Origin of the sequence: Streptomyces sp. HUAS TT7 (assembly GCF_051550175.1) — a bacterium.
Taxonomy (GTDB): Bacteria; Actinomycetota; Actinomycetes; order Streptomycetales; family Streptomycetaceae; genus Streptomyces.
In genome coordinates this window covers 3,155,304-3,175,301 of sequence record NZ_CP196175.1, presented here as the reverse complement: position 1 = coordinate 3,175,301, position 19,998 = coordinate 3,155,304, and the positions used below count along the sequence as shown (strand labels likewise).

The window sequence follows — 19,998 nt, the reverse complement described above, 5'->3', positions numbered from 1 at the left end:
CCGGGCTCAGCCGCAGCCGCCCGCGTGCGCGTCCTCGACCGAGCGGCCGAGCGCCACCGCGCCCGACGGCTCCGCGAGAGCGGCGGCCGGAGCGGTCCTGGAGCGCAGGTGCTCGACGAACGCGTCGAGCCGGTCCAGACCCCAGAAGCGGGTGTATCCGTGCACGAAGAACGGCACGCCGAACACGCCGTCCTTGCAGACCTCCAGCAGGATCCGGACGCCCTCGGCGCGCAGGTCCGCGTCGTCGCCGGCGTCCGCGATCAGGCCCCGGTCGATGCCGAGCTTCTCGCCGATGTCGCCGATCACCTCGCGGTCGCAGATGTCGAGTCCCGCGCCGAACCGGGCCTCGTACACCGCGGTGATGTACTCGTGGCCGAGGCCGTGCTCCTGGGCGACCAGATAGCCCAGGTGCGGGACCTCCCACACCGGGGCGCGGTCGACCGGCCAGGTCACCGTGATGCCCCGGGCCTTGGTGAGCCGGCCGACGTCCTGCAAGACGTACCGGTTCTTCTCGCGCGACATCTCCGAGTACGGGAACTGGCCGCCCCGCTCGGTGAGTTCGCGGGTGCTCTCCGGGTCCGGCTCGAAGAACGGGAGCCACTCCAGCCGCCCGACCAGGTCGCGGTGCCGGCTCATCAGCTCGCGGTAGGCGAGCCAGGAATAGGGGCTGCGCAGACTGAAGTAGAACCGCGGCGTCTTGTTCTTCCTGTCGGCTGCGGGCATGGGTGATGCGCTCCTGTCTCTCGGGGCTGGGGGTGTGGGAGTGGCTCAGACGACGAGGCCGCCGTCGACGCCGAAGACCTGGCCCGTGATGTACGAGGCGCGGTCGGAGGCGAGGAACGACACCAGGTCGGCGACCTCGTCGGGGCGGCCGAAGCGCCCGAGCGGAATGCGCTCCGTCATCCTGCGGGTGTGTTCCTCGGTCAGTGCGGAGAGCATGTCCGTCTCGATGAAGCCCGGGGCGACCGCGTTGGCGCGGATGCCGTAGCGGCCGGACTCCTTGGCGAGGGCCTTGGTGAAGCCGATGATCCCGGCCTTGGTCGCCGAGTAGTTGGTCTGCGTGGCGTTGCCGTACACGCCCGCGACCGAGGACAGCGTGACGACCGATCCGGCGCGGCGCTTCATCATCGAGAAGACCGCCGCCTTGCACACGTTGTACGTGCCGTCGAGGTTGACCCGGAGCACCGCGTCCCAGTCGGCCTCGGCCAGCATGACCAGCGGGTTGTCGCGCACGATGCCCGCGCAGGAGACGACGGTGTGCAGCGGGCCGAGCGCCTTCTCGCTGTCGCGCACGAAGTCGCGCACGGCGCCGTGCCCGGCGACGTCGACCTGCGCCGCGTACACGCGGGCCCCGGCGGCGGTGGCCTCGGCGGCCACCGCGTCGGCGGCCTCCTTGTTGGACTGGTAGCAGAAGGCCACGTCGTAGCCGTCGCCGGCGAGCCTGGTCACGACGTGGCGGCCGATCCCCCGGGAGCCCCCGGTCACCAGCGCGACGCGTCGTTCGCTTGCGGACATGCGCGTTTTCCTCTCCAGAGGTACGGCTCAAGTGCCGTACGAAGTAAGGGAGTTGGGCTGGCTCGCGGGAGGTGCGGCACCGGGTTGCCGTGCCGCACCTCCCGGTCGTCCGGTTCCTCAGGCGCGGGCCGGGCCGCCGAGCACCGCGCAGCCGACCGTTCCGTCCCGGTCGATGCCGGTGACGAGCGCCGCCTCGCCGGGGCCGAGCCCCGACTCGCCCGCGGTGGCGAGCACCGCGGCCAGCTGGAGGCTGGTGGAGGCGGCGGAGGTGTCGCCGAGCAGCGGCCGGCAGCGGATCCACTGGGGCCGGGCCGTGCCGAGCGCGTCCTCGATGCCGGCCTCTTCCGGCGCGGAGAGTCCGGCGCCCGCGCCGAGCGGCGCCACCAGGCGGATGTCCTCGGGCGCTACCCCGGCCTTGTCCAGGGCGCTGCCCACGCACTCGGCCAGCGTCTTCTGGGCGTCGGCGCGTTCGGCGTACGCCCGGAAGCGGGTGGCCAGGACGCGGGCGAGCGGCGTGCGGCCGGCCTCGCGGGCGTCGGCGGCGGTCTCCATCAGGAAGACGGCGCCGCCCTCGCCGAGCGGCGACTCCCGCTCCTCGAAGCCGCGGCCGTGCCACTCCAGCCAGGCGCGCTGGGTGGAGTACTCCTCGGCCGCCCCGCACAGGACCCGCGCGCAGTGGCCGCCGCGGTGCAGGCGCACCGCGTAGCTCAGGGCGAGCAGGCCGGTCAGCCAGCCGCCCGCGACCGTGGTGTTGGGGCCCTTGATGCCGTGCCAGATGGCGCTCTGGCCGGCCGCCCGGTTCATCACGGTGTTCGGGAAGCGGGCCGGGTCGACGTGGTACGGACGCTCACCGACGAGGGAGTCCCGGGTGAAGTCCATGATGCTCTGGACGCTGCCCGAGCCGGTGCCGAGCACCAGGCCGATCTGCTCGGGGTGCGCGGTCAGCTCGTCGCCGCACGAGGCGAGGAGCCGGCCGACCGCGGTGACCGCGATCGCCGTCACCCGGTCCATGGTGCGGGTGCCCTTCTTGCCCACGTACTCGGCGGCGGTGAAGTCGGGCACCAGGCCGCATCGGTCGAAGGGGCCGGGCCAGGCGGCCCGGTCGAGCTCGCCGACCGCGCTCGTGCCGGAGCCGACCCCGGCGCTGAAGGGAGCGCTGCCCACGCCGTAGGGGGAGACCACCGACCAGGCGGAGAGGACCAGTTCGGACATCACTCGGCCTCCCGGTACCGGCCCAGGATGAGCACGGCGTTGTTGCCCGCGAACGCGAGCGCGTTGTTCTGGACCACGTTGAGCTCGGCGGGCCGCGCCTCGTTGGGCACGCAGTCCAGGCCGCACTCGGGGTCGGTCTCGCGGTGGTTGATGGTGGGCGGGATGAAGCCCTCGGTCAGGGCAAGGGCGCAGGCCGCCGAGGCCAGCGCGCTCGCGGCGCCCATCGAGTGCCCGATCATCGACTTGATGGAGATGGTGGGCGGCGGCGTGGCGAACACCTGCCGGATGGCTCCGGCCTCGGTGACGTCGTTGGCGCGGGTGCCGGTGCCGTGCGCGGAGATGAAGTCGATGTCCTCCGGCTTCACCCCGGCGTTGCGGTGCGCGATCTCCATGCACCTGGCCAGGCTGTCCCGGTCGGGGGCGACCGGGTGGTGCGCGTCGCAGTTGAGCCCGTAGCCGAGCACCTCGGCGTGGATGCGGGCGCCGCGGGCCAGCGCCGAGTCCAGGCTCTCCATCAGCAGGATTCCGGCGCCCTCGCCGGTGAGGATGCCCTTGCGGTCCTTGTCGAAGGGCTGGCACACCTCGGGGGCGATGGTGCCGAGCCGGTAGAACCCGGCGAACGTCTTGCGGCACACCGCGTCCGCGCCGCCGCACAGCGCGACGTCGACCTCGCCGTCACGGATGGCGTCGAAGCCGCTGCCGATGGCGTAGTTGCCGGCCGCGCAGGCGGTGGGGATGGTGAGCGCCTCGACGTCGACCAGGCCCAGCTCGCGGATGATGCCGCTGGAAAGCCGGCCGGCCTGTGCCCTGCGAGCCACGGTGGGCGCCAACTGGTCGGGCCCGTACTCCAGTTGGACGCCCATCAGGGTGTCGAGGTCGCGGGACTCGGCGTCGGTGGTGCCCACCGAGACCAGCGCCCTGCGCCGCCTGAGCTCTTCGAGAGTGAGGCCCGAGTCCGCCACCGCCAGGTTGGCGGCGGCGACCGAGAACTGGGTGGCCCGCCCCAGCTCCTCGGGGTCCACCTGGTGGATCCACTCGGCGGGATCGAAGTCGTCGACCTCGCATCCGTTGGCGTGCGCGAAGCCCGCCGTGTCGAAAGCGGTGATCGGCTTGGCGCCGCTGCGCCCGGCCCGCAGCCCCTCCAGGAAGGCCTCGACGCCGAGGCCGATGCTGGTGACCGTGCCGAGTCCGGTGATCACGACCCGGCGCGGCCGCTCGTCGTTGTCGTACAACCTGCGCTCCCCTCACTCGGTCCCGGCGTCTAGAGGGACGCGGCCGCCTTGGCCGCGACGGCCTCGTCGACCACCGTGACGACGCCTTCGAGATTGACCATCCGGGCCAGTTCGGCCTGGTCGATGTCGATCCCGAAGGCGCGCTCAAGCTGGGAGAGGATCTCGATGGCGCCCATCGAGTCCGCCTCGTGGTCCTCCTTGAAGCGGCTCGTGTCGGTCATCTCGGCCTCGTCGATTTCGAGGATGTCGCAGATGATGCCCTTGATCGTGGCACGGCCCTCGGCGTCCACGTGCTTCGTTGTAGTCATGCGGGCGATGGTGCCGAAGAGCCCTGACAGCGAACTGACAGACCCTCAACCCGCCTGCGCCCGCACGGGCAGGAAGTGCTCCAACTCCGGGAAGTCCGCCGGGTGTTCGATGATCCAGGACAGATAGCGGGGGATGGACCTCGCGTACTCGCAGTAGTACCGCCGTACGGTGTCCACGAGCCGGCGCAGGGTGTCCCTGGCGACCGTGTCCCGCCGCCACACGAGCAGCTGCGCGATGGAGTGCGTCTCCCGTATCGGCACCAGTCGTACGTCGCCGGTGGCGCCGGTCGCCGTGGTGAGGGCGGCGGCGTCCGCGTCCCTGACCCAGCTCATCGCCTCGTGGTGGCCGTCCGCGTAGTGCACCGCGCCGAGGTCGGTGTAGTTCAGCCGGGCGAGCAGCTTCTTCTCGATCTCGTGGAACCAGTGGTCCCGCGAGTAGTGGACCCAGTGGAGGGTGGAGAGGTGGGTGCCGTCCACGAAGGTGCGGCCGACCAGCGGATGCCCCCGCGGCACCGCCAGCCAGATCGGCTCCCGGAAGATGACCTTGGTCTCCAGGCCGGGCTGGAGCAGGGAGTCCGGCATGTCCGTCGCCGAAGCGGGGATCATCGCGACGGTGAGCGCACCGCGGTGCACCGCGTCGACGGCGGCCGCCGGGGCGAGCGTCTCGGTCTCCACGTCCACGGTGGGCACCGCCGCCTGGATCGCGCCGAGCAGCGTCGGTGGCGTCCACTCGGTGTTGCCGAAACGCAGCGTGATGGTGGAGCTCGCGGCGGCCTCGCTGATCACCTCGTCCGCCTGCTGCACGAGATCGGTCAGCATCGGAATGAGTCGCTTTCCCCGGGGGGTCGGCACGATGCCAGAACTCGACCGGACGAAAAGATCCCCGCCGAGCATTTTCTCTATACGGCGTAATTGCGCGGTCAGGCTCGGTTGCGGAAGATTTAGCCGGACTGCCGCCTTGGAAATGCTCCCGGCCTCTGCGATGATTGAAACAGCCCTTGCGTGTCTCAGTTCCAGATCCATATTCCTGCTATCTTGTGATTCCATTGGCGCGGCCCTGGCGTGGCTCGATGCGCGGTGGTGCCCGCTGCCCGGACGCCTTTCCCCCTGAATCACCGGTCCAGAATTACTACTGGTCCAACCCGTGTGCGGGAGCGGCCGTAACGGCAAGACCTACCTGTGACGTTCGCTCATCCCCCCATCGGTGCGGCTCCCTTTCCATTCCTCACCCGTCCCCGAGTGGCAGAGTATCGCGCCAACTGCTCAATATTTAGCCATCGCGTCGGACTCGGGGCAAGTGAATTCGCGAATGCCCCGACATTGTCCGTAATGGAGGGATTGGGGAATGGGGGGGCGTTGCGGGTGCCCCAACGGGGGCGCGGGGGAACTGCGCGATCGGCTCCCACCGGGCCGCAGGTGGGTATGTGGTCGAGCCCGCCGGCCCCCGGGGTGTCCCGGGGGCCGGCGGGCTCCGGGGTCAGCGGGTTGCCGCAGGCGGGGTCAGGCGGACGGCGGCGCCGAAGAGGGTCAGCACCTCGCGGGCGCCCTCGTACGGGTCCCGGCCGTGCGCCATGCGCAGATTGTCCAGGACCAGAAGGTCCCCCGCCTGCCAGGGCTCGCTCCAACAGGCGTTCTGGTACGCGGCGTTGATCGCGTCGACCACATCCGTGGAGATGGGATCGCCGTTGCCGTACGTCGTGCGGAAGGGCAGACCCTCCGGGCCGTACAGGGACTCCAGGTACTCCCGGATCAGCGGATCCAGCGCCGACTCGTGCAGGAACGCCGCCTGGTTGAACCAGACGCGGCGGCCGGTCACCGGGTGGCGCAGAAGCGCCGGGCGGCGCTGGCGCGTGCGCAGGCCGCCGTCCTCGGTCCAGGTGCAGTCGAGGGAGTGGGAGGAGCAGTACTCCTCGACCCGGGACCGGTCGTCCGTGCCGAAGGCCTCCGCCCAGGTCAGCCCGAACTGGTAGTAATTCCGGGTCAGTTCCCACCCGTCCCGATCGAAACGGGCGACCAGGGCGTCCGGCAGCAGGTCCAGGACGCGCTCCCCGTCGGCCACCGTGGTCGTGCCGCCGCGCTCCGGCGCCACGAGGCAGCCGAACAGCGCGATCGAGGGCACGACGGCGGCGTAACTCAGCTCGTGGTGCATGCAGAGCTGGTCTTCCGAGGCCCACTCCGAGGTGGAGTAGACGCCGTCGGGGTAGGCCTGCCGGCCGGTGAAGCCCTCGCGCTCGACCATGCCGGTCACCCCCAACTCCTTGGCCGCGGCGGCCAGATCGCCCGCCGAGGCCAGGCCCAGGCCGCGGACCAGGACCGCGCCGTGCCGGTCGACCAGCGCGCGTACCTCCGGGCCGGGCAGGGGCCCGGGGCCGGGCAGGTGCAGGATCGGCGTACGGCCCTCTTCGAGCGTGAGGTGCCGTCCCTCGGGGAGGGCCGCCATGCTCCCCGGGTCATTGACCGTTGTCATTGGATTCGTCTCCCTCTGTAGATCAGCCCGGCCGCGCGGGGAGGCGGGGCCGGGCTGCGTCACCAGGGCGATCCGGCCCCTGGTCCGTATCAAACGCGGATCGGACGACTCAGGCCGCCCGGTCCGACTTCGCGTCGATCAGCGTCGCCGCATCGCCAAGGACCGGTGCCTTGGCCAGCTCCGGGGCCGTCACCACCTGGTCCAGGGCGATCACCACCCGCAGCAGGGCGATGGAACTCCCGCCCGCCTCGAAGAAGTTGGTCGTGCGGCCGATGGTCTCGACGGGGACCTTCAGCGCCTTCGCCCACAGTTCGGCGAGCCGGCGCTCGGTCGGTGTCCGCAGGGGCTCGGGCCCCTCGGACGCCGCTTCGGGAGCCTCCTCGGCCCGCTGGGCGAGCAGCTTGCGGTCGATCTTGCCGTTCGGGGTGAGCGGCAGCTCCTTCAGCTGGTGGAAGCGGCCCGGCAGCATGTACTCGGGCAGCGAGCGGGCGAGCGCCGTACGCAGTTCCTGGGCAGGGACCGGTTCCGCCGCACCGTAGAACGCGGCAAGCCGCCGGGCGTCGCCCGTGCCCACGACCACGACGGCCGCGTCGCGCACCCCGTCCACCTTCAGGAGCTGGTTCTCCACCTCGCCGATCTCGATCCGGAAGCCCCGGATCTTGACCTGGGCGTCGCGGCGGCCGAGGAATTCGAGGCGCCCGTCCGGCTGCCAGCGGCCGAAGTCGCCCGAGCGGTACAGGCGTCCGCCGGGCCGGTCCGGGTCGGGGAGGTAGGCGGCGCGGGTGCGTTCCTCGTCGTTGACGTATCCGCGGCCGACGCAGACCCCCGAGAAGACCAGCTCGCCGGGCGAGCCCAGCGGCACCGGCCTGAGCCTTTCGTCGAGTACGGACACGCGCACATTGCGCACCGGCCGGCCGAGCGGCACCGAGGCCCCGGCCGGGGGACGGCGCAGCACCTCGTGGTTGGTGTCGTCCGAGGTCTCGGTCAGACCGTAGGCGTTGACCAGCGTGATGTCCGGAAGCGTGGCGAACCACCGCTCCGTCAGTTCCTTCTTCAGCGCCTCGCCTGTCGCCGATACGCAGCGCAGGTGGGGCAGGGGACGCGGTCTGCGGCGCAGGTGGTCGAGGACCACCTCCAGGTAGGAGGGGACGAGTTGGGCCACCTCCACCTCGCTCTCGGCGATCAGCGCCACGAAGCGCGGGACTTCGAGGATGTCCCGCTGTCCGACGATCAGCGTGCGGCCTCCCACGGCCGGCGCCGCGACGAGCTGCCACAGCGAGATGTCGAAGCACTGCGGCGCGGTCTGCGCCACCACCGTGCCGGCCCCGACACCGAGGTCCTCGATCTTGGCCAAGAGGTGGTTGAGGAACCCCTCGTGCTCGCACATCGCGCCCTTGGGCAGGCCCGTCGAGCCGGAGGTGAAGTAGATGTACGCGAGCTGGTCCGCGCCCACCCGCAGGCCGGGGTCCGCGTCGGAGTTGGCCTCGTCGTCGCGTACGTCCGCGATGAAGTCGGCCCGCACGCCGTCGAGTTCGGCCAGCGCCGCATCCAGGCCGGGGCTCACGCCGTCCTGGGTGAGTACCCGGCGGCAGCCGCTGCGGGACAGCATCGCGGTGATCCGGTCGGCCGGGAACTGCGGCTCGACGGGGAGGTATGCCCCGCCCGCCTTGAACACGGCGAGCACCGCCGTCAGCCATTCCAGGTCCCGCTCGGTGACGACCGCGACCACGTCCTCGTCGCGCAGGCCGCCCGCGCGAAGGGCGTGGGCGACCCGGTTGGCGTGCGCGTTGAGCTCCCGGTAGGTCAGCGACCGGCCCTCGTGCACGGCGGCCACCGCGTCCGGCCGCAACCGGGCCTGCTCCTCGAAGAGTTCGTGCACCCGCCGGTCGGGCAGCGGGCGCCGGGGCCCGGCCAGGTGCTCCCGCTGGAAGGCCGCTTCGGCCTCCGGCACGGGATGCCACTGGTGCTGCTCCGTCTCCGGACGGGCGCCGAGCTCTTCCAGGGCGGCCAGCAGATACCCGGCGATCCGCCCGGCCGCGTCGGCGTCCAGCACGCTGAAGCGGTGGCGCAGCACCAGCTCAAGCCGGTCCCCCCGCGCTACGAGGCCCACCGCGAGCACGGTGTCGTCGGCGAGGTCGGCCGCCCCGGGCGCACGCCCGCCGACCACGAGGGTGTCGAACAGGGAATCCGTACGGCCGAGTTCGCTGTGTATCCGGGCCGGCGAGACGCCCCCGTGCCGCTCGGCGGCGGCCCGCGCCGCGGCGGCTTCGCCCAGGAGCTCCTGCCAGGTGCCCTCGACGACGTGCACCGGGCAGGGCAACGGCTCGGCGTCCGTGCCGGGTTCGCCGGCCGGCAGGTACCCGGTGACGACCGTCGCGTCCCCGGTCACGGCGGCCAGGACGCGTGCGGCGGCCGTGATCAGGAGCGCGTCGGTCGGGACGTCGCTCCGCCCGGCCCGATCGAGCAGCGCGGCCGATGTGCCCAACGACAGCAGGGTGCGGCGTTCGGCGATGCGGTCCCGCGCGGGTGCCTCGGCGCACCAGGCAGGCAGGGGAGTGAAGCGGCTGCCGGCGAGGACGTCCCGCCAGAACGCCAGGGCCTCCGCTTTGGACGGCCGCGCCTCTGGTCGGTCTCCGGATCCGCTCTGCCTAGCCGTCACGGGCCTTGCCCTTCCTGGTGGGTGTCCGGCGGGGGCCGGACATGAGTGAGTGTCCGGCAGCGCCGGATGTACGCCTGAATGAAATGAAATGCCCATGGAAGGGCGGGAGTTGGGCCGTACGCAAGGGTTCGTGCGCGGCCGGAGCCGGGATGTCCTCAGTGCGGCTGGCCCGAGGTGAGCAGGGTGCGCCTCGGGCGGCCGAGGACCACGTCCTGGTTGAGGATCGCCTCGTACGCGTGGTGCAGGGCGGGGCCCGGCTCCAGGGCCAGGTCGCTGGCGAGGCGGCGGCGCGCGCCGTGGAAGACCTCCAGGGCCTCGGTCTGGCGGCCGTCGCGGTAGAGGGCCAGCATCAGAAGTTCGCTCAGCCGCTCCCGCTCGGAGTGCTCGGCGGCCAGCTGGCGCAGCTCGGACATCGAGACGCGCTCGGCGTCGACGGCGAGCTTCGCCACCGTCAGGTCCTCGAACGCGGTGATCCGGCGCTCCTCCAGGCCGACCGAGTGGATCTGGCAGCGCATCCCGTCCCGGGCGTCCATCAGGGCGGGCCCGCGCCACAGGTCGAGGGCCCGCTCCAGCTTGGCTATGGCCTCGGCCGGATTGCGCTGCACCAGATCGGCGCCGGCCTCGGCGAGGGCGAGGAAGCGGTGGGCGTCCACGGTCTCGGCGGGGACGTCGAGGAGGTATCCGTTGCTGCCGGTGCGGACGATCTCGTCCCCCTTGCGGCCGGTCACCGACTCCAGGAGCTTGCGCAGCCGGCTGACGATGGCCTGCAGGGCGTTGCGGGGGTTGGTCATCGTCTGGTCCGCCCACAGCTCGTCGACGAGCTGGTCGAAGGGGACCGGGACCCGGGGAGTCATGGCGAGCAGGGTCAGTACGGTGCTCGCGCGCTTCGAGGCGACGGGGGACTGCTGGTCCCCGCAGGACAGAGAGAGCTCACCCAGGACCTTGATTTCCACAGTAGTAACCCCCGTTATCAGCAACTGTCGGAGCCACTCTTGACCACGCCCGTACGGCCCGGGAAATATCACTTCCCCCTCGGCCGCGGACGCGAATGGTATGGCCTCTAAAAAACCCACCAACCGGTTTCTGTTCACCGCCCGGGCGAGTGGTTGACGGGCAGAAGTCCCCCTGAAGTCCCACCTCAAGTCCGAGCCGAAGTCCCACCTGTGACTTTCAGCCGAGTCTTAAGGACATGGCCCCGGTATTCGCTTCTTCCTAGCGTTCCGGGGCAGTGGCGCCACCCACCGGTCACCCGCGCCGGACCGCATTCGAGGCATCCGGCGTCCGAACCGGGGAGGACGCCCATATGAACACGCTCGACCAGCTCGTCGAGGGAGCCCGCGCGGATCTGGCCGTACGCCAACAGCAGGTGCGGCTGGCCGAGTTGAGGGAGCGCGCGCAGGCCGCCCGGCCCGCGCGGGACTGTGCGGCGCTGCTGCGCGGCACCGGTGGCGTGAAGGTCATCGCGGAGGTGAAGCGGGCCAGCCCGTCCAAGGGCGCGTTCGCCGAGATCGCCGACCCGGCCGCGCTGGCTGCCGACTACCAGGCCGGGGGCGCCGCCGCGATCAGCGTGCTCACCGAGCGGCGCCGCTTCGGCGGCTCGCTCGCCGACCTGGACGCGGTGGCGGCCCGGGTCGACGTGCCGCTGCTGCGCAAGGACTTCGTGGTCGACCCGTACCAGGTGTGGGAGGCGCGGGCGCACGGCGCCGAGCTCGTGCTGCTCATCGTCGCCGCGCTCGATCAGTCCCTGCTTGCCGACCTCCACGCGCTGGCCGTCGGGATCGGGCTCACCCCGCTCGTCGAGACGCACAGCGAGGAAGAGGTGGAGCGGGCGCTGCGGGCCGGGGCCCGGGTCGTCGGGGTCAACGCCCGCGACCTGCGCACCCTCGAAGTCGACCGCGCCACCTTCGCGCGCCTCGCCCCGGGAATCCCCGAGGACGTGGTGCGCATCGCCGAGTCCGGTGTGCGAGGTCCCGGGGACGTCATCGCGTGCGCCGCCCATGGGGCCGACGCCGTACTGGTCGGCGAGGCGGTGGTGACCGGCGGCAGCCCGGCGGCCGCCGTCGCGGCCCTGGTCGAGGCGGGCCGCAGCGCGCCCGCCTCGACCTGAGCGTGGTCAGCCGCCCTGGGCCGCGTACTTGGCGGTGACCGTCGTCCAGCGTTCCAGGACCGCGGCCGCGGCCCCCGAGTCGATCGCCTCGCCGGCCCGGGCCACGCCCTCGGCAAGGCGCTCCGCGACGGGCCGCCCGCTCGGGTTCAGGGCCGCCAGGCCCGCCGCGGCCGACAGCAGCACGGCGTCCCTGACCGGCCCGCGCGCCCCCGCGAACGTCTCGCGGGCCACCCGCGCGTTGTGCGCCCGGTCCCCGCCGCGCAGGGCGTCGGGGGAGGCGTACTCGATGCCGATGTCGCGCGGGTCGAACGACTCGGTCCGTACCTCGGACCCGATGACCGACCAGACCGTGGAGGTAGTGGTGACCGTCAGTTCGTCCATCCCGTCGTCGCCCCGGAACACCAGCGCCGACACCTCGCGGCGGGCCAGCACCTCGGCGAGCAGCGGCGCGAGCCGCCGGTCCGCGACCCCGACCGCCTGGGCGGTGGGGTCGGCCGGATTGGCGATCGGTCCCAGCGCGTTGAAGACGGTACGGACGCCGAGCTCCCGGCGCGGCGCGGCCGCGTGCCGCATCGAGGGGTGGAACACCGAGGCGAAGGCGAAGGTGATGCCGGTCTCCTCGGCGACCGTCGCGACCACTTCCGGCTCCAGGTCGAGGGCCACGCCCAGCTCTTCGAGGACGTCGGCCGAGCCGCAGGCGGAGGACGCCGAGCGGTTGCCGTGCTTGACCACCCGGGCGCCCGCGGCGGCCGCCACGACCGCCGACATGGTGGACACGTTGACGCTGTTGGAGCCGTCGCCGCCGGTCCCGACGATGTCGAGGGTGGGCCCGGACACCCGCAGCGGCACGGCGTGCCGGCGCATGGAGCCCACCAGGCCCTCGATCTCGTCGACGGTCTCGCCCTTGGCGCGCAGCGCCACCACGAAGGCGGCCAGGCGGGCCGGGGTGACCCCGCCCGACATCACCTGGTCCATCGCCAAGGCGGAGTCCTCGGTGGTGAGGTCCCTTCGGTCCAGAAGCGAGTTCAGCAATTCCGGCCAGGTACGACCCTGCGGCTCGGCAGTCACGGGGAATCTCCTTGAACGGCGCCATCGGAAGTATGCGCAACCCATTCTGTGAGGCGCGCAAAGCGCCCTCCAGACCACTGTCCGGCGAGATGTACGGTCCAATTCGTTAAGGGGGGCAGGACCGGTGGCCCTGCACATGGCGGTGGAGGTGGTCAGGGACTCCTCGAATTCCCTGACCTCGCAGATCCAGAATTTCATCAAGCGGGAGATAGCCGAGGGAATTCTCCATCCCGGCACCCGGCTGCCGTCCAGCAGGCGGCTCGCCGACGACCTCGACGTGTCACGCAGCGTGGTCGTCGAGGCGTACGGCCAACTCGTCGCCGAGGGCTACCTGGAGGCGGTCCAGGGCGCGGGCACCCGGGTCGTACGGCATCTCGGGGACGACCGGGCCGTGGTGCCCGCGCTCCTCGACGACGGGGAGGCGGCCGACCCGCTCGACGCGCCGCCCGCGCCGGTCCGCTGGGACCTGAGGCCCAGCGGCGGCAACCTCCCGGCGTTCCCGCGCCGCGAGTGGCTCGGCTGCTACCAGCGGGTCCTGTACCGGGCGGACCCGGGCGCCCACGACTACCCGTCGCTCGCGGGCGAGCCGGACCTGCGCCTCGAACTCGCCGGATATCTCGGCCGGTTGAGAGGAGTGCGGACCACGCCCGCCGGGCTGATGGTGGTGGCCGGGTTCGCCCAGACGCTCGGCCTGATGTGCGCGGTCCTGCCCCGGATCGGCATCGACGCGCTCGCCATCGAGGATCCGGGCCACCCCGGCCAGCGGCAGTTCGTGCGCGAGAGCGGGCTGCGGGCCGTGCCGGTCCCGGTCGACGCCGAGGGCATCGACGTCGAGGCGCTGGCCGCCTCGGGCGCCCGTGCCGTTCTGGTCACCCCCGGACACCAGTTCCCGACCGGGGGCACGCTCTCGCCGCGCCGCCGCGAGGCGCTGGCCCGGTGGGCGCGCGACGTCGACGGCTGGATCATCGAGGACGACTACGACGGCGGCCTCTGGTACGAACGCGGCGCCCGCCCCCTCGCGTTGCAGCGCACCGACCCCGAGCGGGTCGTCTACGCCGGCACCGCGAGCAAGTCCCTCGCCCCCGGCCTGCGGCTCGGCTGGCTGGCCGCGCCCGCGCCCCTGCTCGACCTCCTGATGCGGGCCCGCGCCCGCCAGGACCTCGGCACCGAGACCCTCACCCAGCTGACCTTCGCCGAACTCCTGCGCACCGGGCTCTTCGACCGCCACCTGCGCCGGCTCAACTCCCTGGCCCGCAGCCGCCGGGAGTCCCTGGAGGAGGCCGTACGCCGCCACCTTCCCGGGGCCGCGGTGCTCGGCCGGGGCGCCGGTCTGCACGCCTACCTGCAGCTGCCCCGGGGCACCGACGAGGCGGCCCTGGTCGCCCGGGCGCTCGGCCGCTGCGTCCTGCTGCGCGGCGCGGCCGCCTTCCACGCCGGGCCGGGACGCAGCGCCCCGGCCCTGGTGGTCGGCCACGCCCACCTGCCGCGCTCCGGCGTCGGCGAGGCCGTCCGGCAGCTGGCGGCGGCCGCCCATGGGTGAATCAGACCCCGGAGAGCTTCGCGGGAGAGCGCCAACCGGCCGACGAACCAAGGAAGTTGTCGAGCATCGTGAGCCCGCCCGTGGTGGTGATGCTCTCCGGGTGGAACTGCACGCCCTCGATCGGCAGAGTGCGGTGGCGCAGCCCCATCAGATAGCCGTGGTCGACGGCGACCGCCGTGGACACCAGCTCCTCGGGCAGCGGCTCGGCGACGATCAGCGAGTGGTACCGGGTCACCTCCAGGGTGTGCCCGAGCCCCTCGAAGAGCCCGGCCCCGTCGTGCCGCACCGTGCTGGTCCGCCCGTGCATCACCTGGTCCGCCACCTCGACCCGCCCGCCGTGCGCGAGGGCGATCGCCTGGTGCCCCAGGCACACGCCGAGCAGCGGAACCCGCCCGGCGAACTCGTGCACCAGCTCCACGTGGCCGGACTGCGCGGGGTGCCCGGGCCCGGGACCGAGCACCACCGCGTCGGGCTCGCGCGCGGCCAGCTCGTCGGGGGAGAGCGTGCGGGACCGTACGACCTCGGTCCGCGCCCCCAGGGTGCGCAGATACTGGTCGATGATGTGCACGAAACTGTCGTACGCGTCGATCAGCAGCACCTTCATGCCCGTGACGTCTCCTTCGGTCTGTGCGGTCCGGGTCACGACGACAGCTCCTGACCGGTGAGCGCCCAGTAGGCGGCCCCCATCTTCGCCAGCGTCTCGCGCCACTCGGACTCGGGCTCCGACTGCGCCACCATGCCCGCCGAGCTCTGCGTGGAGTACGTCTCGCCGTCGTACTCGATGGTGCGGATGGTCAGCGCCAGCTCGCTCCAGCCGCGTACGTCGACCAGGCCCACCGCGCCCGCGTAACTGCCGCGCCGCTCCTGCTCCAGGCTGTCGATGATCTCCATGGCGCGGACCTTGGGCGCACCCGTCATCGTGCCCGCCGGGAAGGTCGCGCGCATCGCCTGCCAGGTGTCGACGTCCGGCTCCAGGCGGCCCGAGACGGTCGAGACGAGATGGAAGACGTGCGAGTACGTCTCCACCGCCATCAGCCGGTCCACCGGCTGGGTGCTCGGCCGGGTCACCCGCCCGATGTCGTTGCGGCACAGGTCGACCAGCATGATGTGCTCGGCCTGCTCCTTGGTGCTCTCGCGCATCTCCTTGATGCGGCGCTCGTTCTCCTCCGCGTCCGCGCAGCGCCGTGCGGTGCCCGCGATCGGCCGCATCGTGATCTCGTCGCCCTCGATCCGGTAGAACAGCTCGGGGCTGGCCCCGATCAGGGTCCGCCCGGCGCGCGGCATCAGGTACATGTACGGCGACGGGTTGCGGCCGCGCAGCCTCCGGTAGACGTCGACCGGCTCAAGGTCGGTCCGCACATCGATGCGGTGGCCGATCTGGATCTGGTAGATGTCGCCGACCCGGATGTGCTCCAGGCACCGGTCGGCCCAGCCGAGGAACGTCTCCCGGCTCACACTGTCGCGCACCGAGAGCGGCTCCGGAGCCTCGGGCACCGGATCGTCCCCGACCGCGCCCCAGGCGGCCCCGGCGGCGAGGACCGCGTCCGCGACCCTCGGCCGGTCCGCGAACGCCGGGCTCTCCGCGCTGAGTTGACGCACCCCGCCGTCGACCAGGTCGTACCAGACGGTGTCGCGGAAGAGCGTGAGCGTGATGTCCGGGCCGTTCGGCGCCTTGCCGCGCTCGGGCAAGCGCTCCATGTGCCAGGCGGACTCGTACGCGAACGTCGTCAGGAACCCGAAGGCGTACGCCGTCGACGGGATGTCGGTGGCCACGTCGAACAGGGCCTGCGCGCCGGCCAGTACGTCCCACATCTGCCCGGCATCGCCGAACGTCAGCCGGTGCACCCCGGACTCGACCGTGTGGCCGGCGAGACCGGCCGCACCGGCCCGCTCGGCCAGCGCCTCGGCGATCCGCGCGGCCCCGTCGATCTCCAGATACCCCTCGTGGACCCGGATCTCGGCGAGCCGGCCGAACCCGACGACGGCCCAGCGGCGGTCCTGGTCGGCGCCGTCCACGCTTTCGAAGAGGAATACGTCGTCGGCGGCGAGGCTTTCGCGCAGCCGGACGTACAAATCGAGAGGATCGTGGTGCGGCAGCGCCGTATCGGTGACCCGCACACCGATCGTGCTGATTCCCGGCATGGTGAACTCCTCGTACATGAAGGACGGTTGGGAATGTGTGCCGATGCGGACCACTCGGCCATGCGAAGCAAATCAGCGGGCGTACCACCGGTGCCAGACCAATCGCCGACCCTCGATACGGACCACTCGCGATTCGCTTGACCCCGGCGGCCCGATTGGGCTGATCTGTTACCGGCCCGGTCCGACGCAGCCCTCTTACCGCCTGTTGTGGACCCGCCCCGAAACGCTTTTACCGCCCCACTTTCGCCAGTCCGCTCTTCCTCCCCGCCAGCCGTACCGGAGGCAGTAATGAGAAACAGCATCTGGGACCCCGCAGCGAAGACTTCGGCCGAAAGCGCCGCCGAATCCTGGCGCGCCCGTCCCGCCGCCCAGCAGCCCGAGTGGCCCGACATGGACGAACTGCATTCCGTCACCGCCGGGCTGGAGAAGTCGCCGCCCCTGGTCTTCGCCGCCGAGTGCGATCTGCTGCGCCGGCGCATGGCGGCGGTGGCCCGCGGCGAGGCCGTGCTGCTGCAGGGCGGCGACTGCGCCGAGACGTTCGCGGGCACCACGACCGACGGCATCCACGGCAAGCTCAAGACGCTGCTTCAGATGGCCGCCGTGCTCACCCACGCCGCGGCCCTGCCGGTCGTCAAGATCGGCCGGATGGCCGGCCAGTACGCCAAGCCGCGCTCCCAGAACCAGGAGCACCGCGACGGCGTGACCCTGCCGTCCTACCGCGGTGACGCGGTCAACGGCCTGGAGTTCACCGCGGCCTCGCGCCGCCCCGACCCGCAGCGGCTGCGGAAGATGTACGAGGCCTCTACCACCACGCTCAACCTGGTGCGGGCCCTGACCACCGGCGGCTTCGCGGACCTCAGCCAAGTGCACGCCTGGAACCGGGGGTTCGTGGCCGACTCGCACGTGGGCGAGCAGTACGAGGAGCTCGCCGACGAGATCGACCGCAGCCTCGCCTTCATGAAGGCGTGCGGGGTGGACACCCGGGAGCTGGGTACGGCCGAGTTCTTCGTCGGCCACGAGGGCCTGCTCCTCGACTACGAGGCGGCTCTGACCCGCACCGAAGCCGAGTCCGGCCGCACGTACGCCACCAGCGCCCACCTGCTGTGGATCGGCGAGCGGACCCGGGACCTGGAGGGGGCGCACGTCGAGTACTTCTCGCGCATCGACAACCCCATCGCGGTCAAGCTCGGGCCGACCACCAGCCCCGACACCGTCCTCGGGCTGCTCGACCGGCTCGACCCCGACCGCGATCCGGGCCGGCTGACCTTCGTGGTCCGGGCCGGCGCCGAGCGCATCCGTGATCTGCTGCCCACCCTGGTGGAGAAGGTGAATGCGGAGGGGGCGCAGGTCTGCTGGGTCAGCGACCCGATGCACGGCAACACGATCACCGCCGCGAGCGGGCACAAGACCCGCCGGTTCGACGCGATCCTGGACGAGGTGCGCGGTTTCGTCGAGGTGCACGACGCGCTGGGCAGCCACCCGGGCGGCATCCATGTGGAGCTCACCGGCGACGACGTCACCGAGTGCGTGGGCGGCGGCAACGCGGTCCTCGCCGAGGAGCTGCACCACCGCTACGAGACGGCGTGCGACCCCCGGCTCAACCACACCCAGTCCCTGGACCTGGCCTTCCGGCTGGCCCGGATGTACCGCGAGCGCGGCCGGGTCAACGCCCGGCCGCGGAGCCTTCGATGATGTCGAACGGCGGGTTCCGGGCCAGATAGAAGTGGTCCCCGGGCAGCGTCCGCACGTCGAACGCCCCCCGGGTCGACTCCCGCCAGGCGGACGCCTGCTGGAGGTTCACCCGGGGGTCGTCGGCCCCGACCAGGGCGGTCACGGCGCAGCCCAACGGGGTACGCGGCGGTGCGTCGTACGAGGCGAGCATGCGGAAATCGGCCCCGATATAGGGCAGGACGAGTTCCACGAAAGCGGGATTGCGCAGGAGCTCGGCATCGGTGCCGCCGAGTTCCACGAGCGTGGCCGCGATGGATTCGTCGTCCCAGTGGGCACTGGGATCGGGCCGCATCAGATGAGGGGCCCGCGCTCCCGAGGCAATGAAGTGATCGAGCTCAATTCCCCGGCTCGCAAGCTCCACAGCGGCCTCGTACGCGACGATGGCTCCCATGCTGTGTCCGAAAAACACAGTGGGCCGCCCGTCCTCACCCATCAACTTGACTGTTTCCCGGGCGATTTCCCGCGCCATGGGAATCAACTCGTCGGCGGGCTTCTCGGCTATCCGCTCCGCCCGCCCCGGATAGCACACCGCGTGAACATCGAAATCGCCGAGCGCCTTGCCCCAGCCCCGGAAGAAATAGGGCGAGCCTCCGGCGTGCGGAAAACAGATCACCCGCCGCGCCGCGAACGGCTGAGGCGCGACACGTTGTATCCAGACCATTTGTTGCCCCCAAGACCCGTGCGGCGTGGCTCCGCATACGCGCGGTCCATGATCCGGCGGGGGGCTGACAGGGGGCTGACACCCCGGCCGCGCGAAAGAGGCGCACCCGGTGCCGCGGGTGCGCCGCTCTCTGCCGTGCGGGAGACGCTCGCGTCAGACGTCGTAGTCCTGGTCGAAGCGGTCCTGCGCCTCCTGCTGGGCGCGCTGGGTCTCGCTCTGGGCCTTGTCCTGGGCCTGCCGGGCGCGCTGCTGCGCTTCGTCCTTCTTGTCGCCCAGCGCCTGCTTGGCCTTGTCCTTGAGCTCCTGCGACTTGTCGTCGAACTGGTCCTTGATGCCCATCTGGCGTCACTCCTACAGGGGTGTGAGGGGGCGGGGGGCCGGGGCTGTTCCCGCGGCTCCCCCGGGCCTCGACCAGCGTGGCACGCAGGGACATTCCACGCATGTCCAGCAGTTACGGACAGTACTTGGGTGTGGACGCGCGGGCGGTAGGGTCGAGGTCCGTGATCGAATTCAAGCTTCCCGACGCTCCTCTCCGTATCGCCGCCGCACAGGCGCAGGCCGTTCCCGGGGAGGTCGAGGCCAACGCGGCCGCCGTGGCGCGGATGGTCCGGGCCGCCGGGGAGGGCGGGGCGCGCGTCGCCGTCTTTCCCGAGAAGTTCCTCAGCGGCTACGAGATAGAGCTGATCCGTGCCGACCCCGAGCGCTGTGCCGTACGGCCGGACGACCCCCGGCTCGCCCCGATCGCCGAGGCCTGCCGGGCGAGCGGGGTCACCGCCGTGGTCGGGGCCGCCGTACAGGACGGCGGGGAGCTGTACGTGTCCGCCCTCGCCATCGACGAAACCGGCGTCGTCGGCCGCTACGACAAGCAGACCCTGTTCCGGCACGAGCAGGCGGTCTACTGCCGGGGAGGCGCCGGGGCCACCCTCCAAGTGGGCGGCTGGCGGCTGGGGTTGGGGATCTGCTACGACTCCGGGTTCCCCGAGCACGCCCGCGCCGCCGCACTCGACGGCTGCCACGCGTATGTCGTGGGCGCCCTGTTCGGCGAGGGCGGCGGCCACCACGAGTCCCGGATCTGGTTCCCGGCCCGGGCCTTCGACAACACGGTGTACGCGGTGCTCTCCAACCACGTCGGCGTGACCGGCGGCTGGCGCGCCTGCGGGGGCAGCGCGGTGTGGGGTCCCGACGGACGCGTCGTCGCCGAGGCCGGCCCCACGGACGAGGAACTCGTCTTCGCCGACCTCCTCCCGGAACATCTGCACGCGGCCCGCGAGGCGGAGCCGATGCTGCGCGACCTGCACGACACGGGGGCCGAGCCGCGCACGGTCCTGGGGTCGGTTCCAGCCCGGTAAGCGGGTG

At 71.9% G+C, this 19,998-nt stretch carries 18 protein-coding genes and 1 pseudogene; 4 read left to right on the top strand and 15 right to left on the bottom strand.

Translation table 11 applies throughout. The annotated features are described in order from the left end of the window. Nucleotides 1-6 precede the first annotated feature (6 nt). From ACSHXC_RS14090 to ACSHXC_RS14045, 10 genes and pseudogenes are all read right to left on the bottom strand, one after another. Entirely contained in the window at nt 7-723 is a 717-nt protein-coding gene (locus ACSHXC_RS14090) for a 2-hydroxychromene-2-carboxylate isomerase (RefSeq protein ID WP_438291921.1), read from the bottom strand. A 45-nt stretch (nt 724-768) separates the two neighbouring features. Further along, on the bottom strand, nt 769-1,515 hold the full coding sequence (gene fabG, locus ACSHXC_RS14085; protein ID WP_438291920.1) for a 3-oxoacyl-ACP reductase FabG: 747 nt from the start codon (nt 1,513-1,515) through the stop codon (nt 769-771). Between the two features lie 117 nt (nt 1,516-1,632). Further along, nucleotides 1,633-2,727, bottom strand: coding sequence for a beta-ketoacyl synthase N-terminal-like domain-containing protein (locus ACSHXC_RS14080; RefSeq protein WP_438291919.1), 1,095 nt, complete (start codon nt 2,725-2,727; stop codon nt 1,633-1,635). After that, nucleotides 2,727-3,959, bottom strand: coding sequence for a beta-ketoacyl-[acyl-carrier-protein] synthase family protein (locus ACSHXC_RS14075; protein WP_438291917.1), 1,233 nt, complete (start codon nt 3,957-3,959; stop codon nt 2,727-2,729). Before ACSHXC_RS14075 ends, ACSHXC_RS14080 begins: the two co-directional genes overlap by 1 nt. Before the next feature lie 29 nt (nt 3,960-3,988). Beyond that, the gene (locus tag ACSHXC_RS14070) at nt 3,989-4,267 is read right to left on the bottom strand and encodes an acyl carrier protein (protein ID WP_189962842.1); all 279 of its coding nucleotides are present in this window, start codon (nt 4,265-4,267) and stop codon (nt 3,989-3,991) included. Nucleotides 4,268-4,312: 45 nt separating this feature from the next. Then, the gene (locus ACSHXC_RS14065; RefSeq protein WP_438296572.1) at nt 4,313-5,086 is read right to left on the bottom strand and encodes a LysR substrate-binding domain-containing protein; all 774 of its coding nucleotides are present in this window, start codon (nt 5,084-5,086) and stop codon (nt 4,313-4,315) included. Nucleotides 5,087-5,110: 24 nt separating this feature from the next. Continuing rightward, nucleotides 5,111-5,290: pseudogene (locus ACSHXC_RS14060) on the bottom strand (helix-turn-helix domain-containing protein); the annotation flags it as partial. 454 nt (nt 5,291-5,744) lie between these two features. Further along, a complete protein-coding gene (locus tag ACSHXC_RS14055) occupies nt 5,745-6,734 on the bottom strand; it encodes a TauD/TfdA family dioxygenase (protein ID WP_438291916.1) in 990 nt (329 codons plus the stop codon). A 109-nt stretch (nt 6,735-6,843) separates the two neighbouring features. Further along, complete coding sequence (locus ACSHXC_RS14050) at nt 6,844-9,393, bottom strand: non-ribosomal peptide synthetase (protein ID WP_438291915.1); 2,550 nt, start codon at nt 9,391-9,393, stop codon at nt 6,844-6,846. Between the two features lie 155 nt (nt 9,394-9,548). Beyond that, a complete protein-coding gene (locus ACSHXC_RS14045; RefSeq protein WP_438291914.1) occupies nt 9,549-10,346 on the bottom strand; it encodes an AfsR/SARP family transcriptional regulator in 798 nt (265 codons plus the stop codon). 350 nt (nt 10,347-10,696) lie between these two features. Here ACSHXC_RS14045 and trpC point away from each other — a divergent pair, with 350 nt between their 5' ends. Beyond that, entirely contained in the window at nt 10,697-11,500 is an 804-nt protein-coding gene (gene trpC, locus ACSHXC_RS14040) for an indole-3-glycerol phosphate synthase TrpC (RefSeq protein ID WP_438291913.1), read from the top strand. A 6-nt stretch (nt 11,501-11,506) separates the two neighbouring features. Here the strand turns inward: trpC and trpD are convergent, their stop codons facing one another. Beyond that, nucleotides 11,507-12,568 carry an anthranilate phosphoribosyltransferase gene (trpD, locus tag ACSHXC_RS14035; protein WP_438291912.1) on the bottom strand — a complete coding sequence of 354 codons (1,062 nt, stop codon included), beginning with the start codon at nt 12,566-12,568 and terminating at the stop codon, nt 11,507-11,509. Between the two features lie 124 nt (nt 12,569-12,692). Here trpD and ACSHXC_RS14030 point away from each other — a divergent pair, with 124 nt between their 5' ends. Then, complete coding sequence (locus ACSHXC_RS14030; protein ID WP_438291911.1) at nt 12,693-14,108, top strand: PLP-dependent aminotransferase family protein; 1,416 nt, start codon at nt 12,693-12,695, stop codon at nt 14,106-14,108. 1 nt (nt 14,109) lies between these two features. On the opposite strand, the gene ACSHXC_RS14025 is transcribed toward ACSHXC_RS14030, so the two are convergent. Then, nucleotides 14,110-14,712, bottom strand: a complete 603-nt coding sequence (locus tag ACSHXC_RS14025) for an anthranilate synthase component II (RefSeq protein ID WP_438296570.1) — start codon at nt 14,710-14,712, stop codon at nt 14,110-14,112. Between the two features lie 35 nt (nt 14,713-14,747). Further along, a complete protein-coding gene (locus ACSHXC_RS14020) occupies nt 14,748-16,250 on the bottom strand; it encodes an anthranilate synthase component I family protein (protein ID WP_438291910.1) in 1,503 nt (500 codons plus the stop codon). 288 nt (nt 16,251-16,538) lie between these two features. Here ACSHXC_RS14020 and ACSHXC_RS14015 point away from each other — a divergent pair, with 288 nt between their 5' ends. Then, nucleotides 16,539-17,942: a class II 3-deoxy-7-phosphoheptulonate synthase gene (locus ACSHXC_RS14015; protein WP_438291909.1), complete on the top strand. Its 1,404-nt coding sequence runs from the start codon at nt 16,539-16,541 to the stop codon at nt 17,940-17,942. On the opposite strand, the gene ACSHXC_RS14010 is transcribed toward ACSHXC_RS14015, so the two are convergent. Together ACSHXC_RS14010 and ACSHXC_RS14005 are read right to left on the bottom strand one after the other, a co-directional pair. Continuing rightward, nucleotides 17,914-18,642: a thioesterase II family protein gene (locus ACSHXC_RS14010; RefSeq protein ID WP_438291908.1), complete on the bottom strand. Its 729-nt coding sequence runs from the start codon at nt 18,640-18,642 to the stop codon at nt 17,914-17,916. The genes ACSHXC_RS14015 and ACSHXC_RS14010 overlap by 29 nt on opposite strands. Before the next feature lie 153 nt (nt 18,643-18,795). Continuing rightward, nucleotides 18,796-18,981, bottom strand: a complete 186-nt coding sequence (locus tag ACSHXC_RS14005) for a hypothetical protein (protein WP_438291907.1) — start codon at nt 18,979-18,981, stop codon at nt 18,796-18,798. A gap of 161 nt (nt 18,982-19,142) precedes the next feature. Here ACSHXC_RS14005 and ACSHXC_RS14000 point away from each other — a divergent pair, with 161 nt between their 5' ends. Continuing rightward, entirely contained in the window at nt 19,143-19,991 is an 849-nt protein-coding gene (locus ACSHXC_RS14000; protein WP_438291906.1) for a carbon-nitrogen hydrolase family protein, read from the top strand. Nucleotides 19,992-19,998: the final 7 nt, after the last annotated feature.

Bases quoted from the DNA above. Each gene is read 5' to 3' on its own strand.
- ACSHXC_RS14090 (WP_438291921.1), bottom strand. From the start codon at position 723: ATGCCCGCAGCCGACAGGAAGAACAAGACGCCGCGGTTCTACTTCAGT.
- fabG (WP_438291920.1), bottom strand. From the start codon at position 1,515: ATGTCCGCAAGCGAACGACGCGTCGCGCTGGTGACCGGGGGCTCCCGG.
- ACSHXC_RS14080 (WP_438291919.1), bottom strand. From the start codon at position 2,727: ATGTCCGAACTGGTCCTCTCCGCCTGGTCGGTGGTCTCCCCCTACGGC.
- ACSHXC_RS14070 (WP_189962842.1), bottom strand. From the start codon at position 4,267: ATGACTACAACGAAGCACGTGGACGCCGAGGGCCGTGCCACGATCAAG.
- ACSHXC_RS14065 (WP_438296572.1), bottom strand. From the start codon at position 5,086: ATGCTGACCGATCTCGTGCAGCAGGCGGACGAGGTGATCAGCGAGGCC.
- ACSHXC_RS14055 (WP_438291916.1), bottom strand. From the start codon at position 6,734: ATGACAACGGTCAATGACCCGGGGAGCATGGCGGCCCTCCCCGAGGGA.
- trpC (WP_438291913.1), top strand. From the start codon at position 10,697: ATGAACACGCTCGACCAGCTCGTCGAGGGAGCCCGCGCGGATCTGGCC.
- ACSHXC_RS14025 (WP_438296570.1), bottom strand. From the start codon at position 14,712: ATGAAGGTGCTGCTGATCGACGCGTACGACAGTTTCGTGCACATCATC.
- ACSHXC_RS14020 (WP_438291910.1), bottom strand. From the start codon at position 16,250: ATGCCGGGAATCAGCACGATCGGTGTGCGGGTCACCGATACGGCGCTG.
- ACSHXC_RS14015 (WP_438291909.1), top strand. From the start codon at position 16,539: ATGAGAAACAGCATCTGGGACCCCGCAGCGAAGACTTCGGCCGAAAGC.
- ACSHXC_RS14010 (WP_438291908.1), bottom strand. From the start codon at position 18,642: ATGGTCTGGATACAACGTGTCGCGCCTCAGCCGTTCGCGGCGCGGCGG.
- ACSHXC_RS14005 (WP_438291907.1), bottom strand. From the start codon at position 18,981: ATGGGCATCAAGGACCAGTTCGACGACAAGTCGCAGGAGCTCAAGGAC.